This window comes from Rubrimonas sp. (assembly GCF_036788415.1).
In the GTDB taxonomy this organism is placed as follows: Bacteria; Pseudomonadota; Alphaproteobacteria; order Rhodobacterales; family Rhodobacteraceae; genus Rubrimonas.
The window spans coordinates 1-6,403 of sequence record NZ_DAIQNN010000125.1 but is presented as its reverse complement, the minus strand read 5'-3'; the positions used below and the strand labels follow the sequence as shown (position 1 = coordinate 6,403).

At 71.8% G+C, this 6,403-nt stretch carries 7 protein-coding genes; 6 read left to right on the top strand and 1 reads right to left on the bottom strand.

Annotated elements, in window-relative coordinates:
* Window positions 1-44: 44 nt before the first annotated feature.
* Window positions 45-839 (bottom strand): metallophosphoesterase, encoded by a 795-nt coding sequence (locus tag V7Q31_RS16575; protein WP_333834968.1) that lies wholly within the window; start codon window positions 837-839, stop codon window positions 45-47.
* Between the two features lie 85 nt (window positions 840-924).
* Here V7Q31_RS16575 and V7Q31_RS16570 point away from each other — a divergent pair, with 85 nt between their 5' ends.
* The 6 genes from V7Q31_RS16570 to V7Q31_RS16545 form a co-directional block, all read left to right on the top strand.
* Window positions 925-1,701: a DeoR/GlpR family DNA-binding transcription regulator gene (locus tag V7Q31_RS16570; protein WP_333834967.1), complete on the top strand. Its 777-nt coding sequence runs from the start codon at window positions 925-927 to the stop codon at window positions 1,699-1,701.
* 12 nt (window positions 1,702-1,713) lie between these two features.
* On the top strand, window positions 1,714-2,895 hold the full coding sequence (locus V7Q31_RS16565; RefSeq protein ID WP_333834966.1) for an extracellular solute-binding protein: 1,182 nt from the start codon (window positions 1,714-1,716) through the stop codon (window positions 2,893-2,895).
* Complete coding sequence (locus V7Q31_RS16560) at window positions 2,892-3,770, top strand: ABC transporter permease (protein WP_333834965.1); 879 nt, start codon at window positions 2,892-2,894, stop codon at window positions 3,768-3,770. The genes V7Q31_RS16565 and V7Q31_RS16560 overlap by 4 nt, the downstream gene beginning before the upstream one ends.
* Window positions 3,757-4,569: an ABC transporter permease gene (locus tag V7Q31_RS16555; RefSeq protein ID WP_333834964.1), complete on the top strand. Its 813-nt coding sequence runs from the start codon at window positions 3,757-3,759 to the stop codon at window positions 4,567-4,569. The genes V7Q31_RS16560 and V7Q31_RS16555 overlap by 14 nt, the downstream gene beginning before the upstream one ends.
* Complete coding sequence (locus tag V7Q31_RS16550; RefSeq protein ID WP_333834963.1) at window positions 4,566-5,615, top strand: ABC transporter ATP-binding protein; 1,050 nt, start codon at window positions 4,566-4,568, stop codon at window positions 5,613-5,615. The genes V7Q31_RS16555 and V7Q31_RS16550 overlap by 4 nt, the downstream gene beginning before the upstream one ends.
* Window positions 5,612-6,403 (top strand): HAD family hydrolase (locus V7Q31_RS16545; protein WP_333834962.1); only part of this gene is annotated, 792 nt, incomplete at its 3' end. The genes V7Q31_RS16550 and V7Q31_RS16545, both read left to right, overlap by 4 nt.

The following is a 6,403-nucleotide window of genomic DNA, read 5'->3' as shown; positions in this document are numbered from 1 at the left end:
TCGCCCTGTATCGGAAGTGAGTGCAGGACAACGCGCGTTGGCGATCAGGGATAGGGCTGGTGGCCAGAAACGGCCGTCTGCACGGCGTGCGTGGTGAAACATCCCCCAGAGGCGAGCCGGTGGAGCAGGAACCCGCCGTCCTCACGCGACAGTCGCGCCGGGCTCCCGTCGACGAAGTCGAGCCATGTCTGAAATCCTGCGGCGGGGGCGGATACCGCGCGCGCGGCCCCGATGCTCGTGTGGATCACGCGATGAACATGACCGCAGACCACGAGCACGTCGTCACGCGACGAAACGATCCCTGACAAAGCCTCGCCGCCGTCGCGCAAGCCGACGTCATCCATGGCGGACATCCCCGTCAGGAACGGAGGATGGTGCAGCGCGATCACCGTGGGGGTGCGGGTGCGGCACAGGACCGTCTCGAGCCAACGAAGCTGGGCCGGGTCCAGCACGCCATGCGGCGACGGGGGCCGCGCCGTGTCGAGCGCGACGATCGTGGCGCCGTCGACGACCGAGACGGCGTCATGGAGGCGCGGACCCGGCTCGTGCCCGAGCGTCGAGGGCAGCGCGCGCAGAAGCCGATCGGGCGCATCATGGTTGCCTGGCAGGACCAGCCTCGGCACGCCTTCGAGCGGCGCGAGGATGGCCGCTGCACAGGCGTACTCCACATCGCGGCCGTCGGCGGCGACGTCTCCCGTCAGCAGTAGCACGTCGGGCGCCGGGGCGAGATCGCATATCCGCGCGACGGCTATCCGCGTCGCCGTATTGGTGTCCACCGCCTCCGCATAGCGATGACCGGCGGCGGTCACGTGCAGGTCCGACAACTGGACGATCAGCACGGCATTCTCCATTTTCAATCATGAATCATCATAGACCATCGCGAAACGTCATCAACCTGTCGCCGAGAGGGCGTAGGAGGGCGTCATGAACGACATCGGACACTTCGCGCCCGAGCGGCAGCGCCAGGTTCTCGACCTGATCCAGGGTCAGGGGCGCGTCACGGTGACCGAACTCGTCGCGCGCTTCGGCATCTCGCCAGCGACGGCGCGACGGGACCTCGACGACCTCGAGGCGCTTGGCGCGGTGCGACGGACCCACGGCGGCGCCATCGCGCGCACGGACCGCGAGGCGGACCCGGCCTTCGCCATGCGCGAGACGGTGAACGCTGCGCAGAAGGCGCGCATCGGCAAGCGCTGCGCCGAACTCATCGGCAAGGACGAGACGATCTTCCTCGACGCCGGCACGACCGCGGCCGCCGTCGCGCGCTGCCTCGGCCAGCCCGGCCCGGCCCGCATCATCACGAACTCCGCGCCGCTGTATCTGGCCCTGCCCGCGGCGCTGCGCGACCGGCTCGAGGTCGTTGGAGGCGCCTTCCGCCCCGAGAACCTGTCGCATGTCGGGGCCGAGGCGGTGGCGGCGATGGCGCGCTACTGCTTCTCTTCCGCGATCATCGGCTGCAATGCGGTCGATCTGCGCCGCGGCCTCGTCAGCACGCCCAGCCCGGCCGAGGCCGCCGTGCAGCGCGCGGCGATCGCGCGCGCCTCGCGGGTGATCCTTGTCGCCGACAGCAGCAAGTTCGGCGCAGAGGCGGCGGCGGTCATCGCGCCCCTCGACGCTCTCACCACCGTTGTGACCGACGCCCTGTCCGCGGATGCGGCGGAGGCGATGGGGCGGTGGGACCTCCAGCTCCTGCAAGCCTGAAAGGGTTCTCCCATGCCGATCACCCGACGTTCGATGATGCTCTGCGCCGCCGCGGCGGCCGGCCTGCCGGCGGCCCTGCGGGCCGCGAACCCCGAAGACGTCGCCGCGCGGTTGACCGAAGAGGGCGCGCAGCTTCTCGTCTACTGGCCGGCGGGGTCCAATTTCCGGCGCTGGATCGCCGACACCGTCGTCGCCGGCTTCGAGCGACACGTGAAGGAGAGCTACGGCGTCGACCTCCAGATCGGCCAGCTCTCGACCGGCGGCGGCGACGCGGCGCTCTGGCAGCGGATCGAGGCGCACCACGCCGCCGGGGCGCGGCGCCCCTTTCCCATCGACGTGGTGCGCGTCGCCCCTGACGCGCGCACGCTGCGCGCCATCCGCGCGGGATGGCTCGAGGCGATGCCGACAGACCCCGACGGGCCGATGCCCAACCTGCTGTCGCTCAACGAGCCCGGCCGCGCGACCTTCACCCATGACGGCCAGTTGTTCGCGGCGCCGCTGTTCCAGCCGACGATCTCGTTCTTCCACGACGAGGCGCGCCTGCCGAAGCCGCCGGGCGACCTCGATGCGCTGCTGCCGTGGGCGCAGGCCCATCCGGGCCGCTTCACCTACGAGGACCCGCGGTCGTCGTCGGGTATCGGGTCGGGCGCGATGTTCCTGCTCGCCGTGATGCGGCGCTTCGGCGACGAGACCGATCCCGCCAGCTGGGGCCCGGGCTGGGAGTTCCTGCGCGCCCTGCAGCCCCATGTCCACGCCCAGCCGAACGCCGGCGAGCAGGCGCTGGAGCTCATGCGCCGCGGCGAGATCGACCTGATGGCGTTCTGGAACGACTGGGGGCTGTTCGCCCGGGAGTCGCTCCAGATGCCGACGATGCGGAACTACCTGATCGACAGCGGCCTGCCGGTGCGCAACACGCCGCTGGCGATCCCGTCGGGCGCGGCGCATCCGCTCGCGGCGCAGCTGTTTGTGGACTACGCGGTCTCCCCCGCCATCCAGGCGAGCCTCGGCCAGGCGCAGCGGCAGATCCCCGCCAGCGTCGCGCCCGAAGTATGGGCCGACATCCCCGACGACGCCTTCGGCTTCCCCTACGAGACGATCCGCGAGAAGACCTTCCCGGCTTTCAACAGCGACGTCGCCATCGAGGCCATCGCGCAACTGGCCGACGGGTGGAGCCGCGAGGTGCTCGGTCGGTGACGGCGACGATCGCCGCCGCCGCGCGCCCGGTCCGGCTCGGCGGCCGGGTGCGCCTCGCCGCGGGGGCGGCGATGACCGCCCCCGCCCTCGCGCTGTTCGCGGTGCTGTTCCTGCTGCCGATGGGCACGGCGGTCGAGCTCGCGGCGGTCTCGAACGGCGCGCCGACGTTCGACCGCTTCGCGCAATCGCTCTCGGGCGCCTACCTCGCCGATCTCTGGTTCACCCTCGCGACGGCGGCCGCCGCGGCGCTGCTTTGCGTCGGCGCAGGGCTGGCCGTGGCGGCGCTGCTCCACGCGCTGCCGATCCGACTGCGACGGCTTGGCGAGATGCTGGTGCTGGTCCCCCTGATCGTGCCGCACATCGTGGCGGCCTACGCCATCTGGCTGACGCTGCTGCCCGGGGGACCGCTCTCCGCGGCGCTGGCGCACGTCGGACTGCCCGGAGCGTTGAGCGGCTTCTCTGGCGGGGCATTCGCGCTCGTCATCGCGCTTTCTTGGAAGTTCCTGCCGGTGGCGACGCTCACCATCGCCGCGGCGCTGGAGGGGCTGGACCGCAGCCTCGTAGAGGCGGCGCAGGACGCCGGCGCCGGTCCGTGGCGACGGTTCGCGGCGATCACCGCGCCGCAACTCTACCCGGCGATGATCTCGGGCGGCGCGCTGGTCTTCATCATGGCGGCGGCGCAGTTCTCGATCACGCTGGTCGTCTACGCCGGCAAGTCTCCGACGACGATCCCCATGGGCATCTACTACGAGGCCTTCGGGCTTGGCCGCTGGGACCTCGCCAGCGCGCTCGGCCTCGTGCTGACGGTCGCCACGCTCGGCGTGCTGGCGATCACGATCCGGCTGACGCGCCGCCGGGCCCATGACGACTGCTAGGGGCGGCCTCGCCGCGCTTGCGGGGCTCGCGGCCCTAGCAGTCGTGGTGCTGACGCCGACGCTTGTCCTCGTCCTCTACTCGGTCAGCGCGCGATGGGAGATGAACACGGTCTTCCCCGCGGCGCTGACGCTGGACTGGTACGCGTACATCATCCGCTATGAGAGCGCGCTGCCGGCGCTGGGGCTCAGCCTGCGCATCGCGGCCGTCACCAGCCTCGTCGCGGTCGTCATCGGCGCGCCGGCAGGCTATGCGCTGGCCCGGCTGCCCGTGCCCGGGCGCAGGGTCGTGGAACTCATGTTCCTGGCGAAGACCGCGACGCCCGTGATCGTCGTCGGGGTCGGAACCGCGGTGGTGTTCCTGCGCGCGGGGCTGACCGACACCTTCGTCGGCATCGTCGCGGCGCACCTGGTGGGCGCGCTGCCGCTGATGATCTGGACGGCGGCATCGGCGTTTCGCGCGATCGACCCGGCGCTGGAGGAGGCCGCGCGCGACGCCGGGGCCGGCACAACGGCGACGTTCCTGTTCGTCACGCTGCCGCTGGCGCGGCCGGGGCTGATCGCCGGCGCGCTGCTGGCCTTCATCTACTCGCTGGACGAGTTCGCGATCACGTTCCTGATCAGCGGGGTCGAGTACACCACGCTGCCGCTGCGGCTCTACTCGACGCTGCAGCAGGGCTACATCGAGCCCGCCGCCGCAGCGTCGGTGCTGCTGCTCGCCCCCTCCGTCGTCCTGATCGCGCTGATCCTGCGCGTCGTGCGGCTGACCGACCTCGGCGCGAGCCAGGGCCACGCCGGATGACGACGGTGGCGCTGGAGGCCGTCACGGTCCGCTTCGGCGCGACGCTGGCGCTGGACGCGATCGACTGCGATGCGCCGTCGGGCCGACTGACCGCGCTGCTGGGCCCCTCGGGCTGCGGCAAGAGCTCGGCGCTGCGCGCCGTCGCCGGCTTCGCGCCGATCACGGGCGGGACCGTCCGCTTCGGCGGCGTCGACGTGACCAGGGTTCCGCCGGAGGCCCGGCCGAGCGCCATGGTGTTCCAGTCCTACGCGCTGTGGCCGCACATGACCGTGGCGCAGAACATCGGCTTCGGGTTGCGACTGAAGGGCATGACGTCGGCCGAACGCCGGCGCCGGACCGACAGGGTGCTGGAGATGGTCGGTCTCGCTGGCTTCGGCGGGCGCCGGCCCGACGCGCTGTCGGGCGGCCAGCGCCAGCGGGTTGCGCTGGCCCGCGCGCTGGCGCTGGAGCCGAAGGTGCTGCTGCTCGACGAGCCCATGTCGAACCTCGACGCAGGGCTGAGGGCGCAGACGCAGACCGAGATCCGGCGGCTGCAGACCGCGCTCGGCCTGACCGTGCTGCTGGTCACCCACGACCAGGACGAGGCGATGGCGATGGCCGACCGGGTGGCGCTGATGCGCGAGGGACGCATCGTGCAGGCCGGCGCGCCGGAGGACCTCTACGAACGCCCCGAGAGCCGCTTCGCCGCCGGCTTCGTCGGGCGCACCAACTTCCTGCCGGCGCGGATCGTCGGCCGCTCCGGGGTGGCGGTGGAGATCGAGGTGTTGGGGCGACGCCTGACAGGGGTCGCCGCCGCGGACCTCGCGCCCGGAGCGCATGAAGCCGTCGCGGGCGTTCGTCCCGATGCGCTTGGCCTCTGCGCCGAAGGCGACGATGCTCTCTCGGTCCACGTGCTTCACGCCTCCTATCACGGCGCCTATCGCACGCTGCATGCGACCGTGGCCGGACAGGCGGTCGACATCGATCTGCCGTCCGGGGCCCCGCTTCCAGCCGAGCCGAAGCTGGTTCTGCCGTGCGGCCCGCAGCTCAGGGCCTATGCCGCGTGAAGCGTGTCGATTTTCCTGATCTCGGCGCTCTCGATGTCGGCTCGGGGGGCCTTGTCGCCCGCGACGCGTGCCTCGGCTGGCGGGTGGGCGAGGACGGGGTCCGGGCCATCGCCGCGCTCGCCGACGACAGCGTCGCGTTCATCGCGTTCGGGAGCCGCACTCTGGCCGTCGTGGCGCCCGGCGCGGGACCGGTCGCGATCTATCCTGTGCCCCCGCTGTGCCGAGGACGCCTGACCGCTGTCTGTCTCGATCTGGACGGCACGCTCATCGACAGCGAACCGCTATGGATCGCTGTCATCGAGCGGACGATCGGCGAGGTCACCGGAATCGCGGGCTTTCGCTTCGCCGAGGGCGAGCGACGTTATGTGTCGGGCCGCTCCGTCGGGGCGCATCTTGCCTGGGCGCTCTCGGCCCATGCGCCGGGGATCGGGCTCGACGCGGCGCGGGCCGTGCATGCGCGTTTCACGCGGGAGGCGCTGGCGCAACTTGCTTCAGGCGGGCTCGCCGGCGACGCGCCCCGACTTCTGCCCGGCTTCGAGGCTCTGATGGCGACGATCCGGGCTCATGGGCTGCCGGTCGCGCTTGTGACGTCCGGCGTCGAGGCGAAGATGTGGCCGACGCTCATCGCGGCGCTTGGCGCGGCTGGTCTCGGCGCGCCGTCCGAGCAGTTCGACGCGATCCTGTGCGGCGGCGCCTCGGCGGCCGACGCGCCGATCGGCTCGCTCAGCGATCTCCCAATGAAGCCGCACCCCTGGCTGTACGCCGAGGCGCTTTCGATAGGGCTCGGC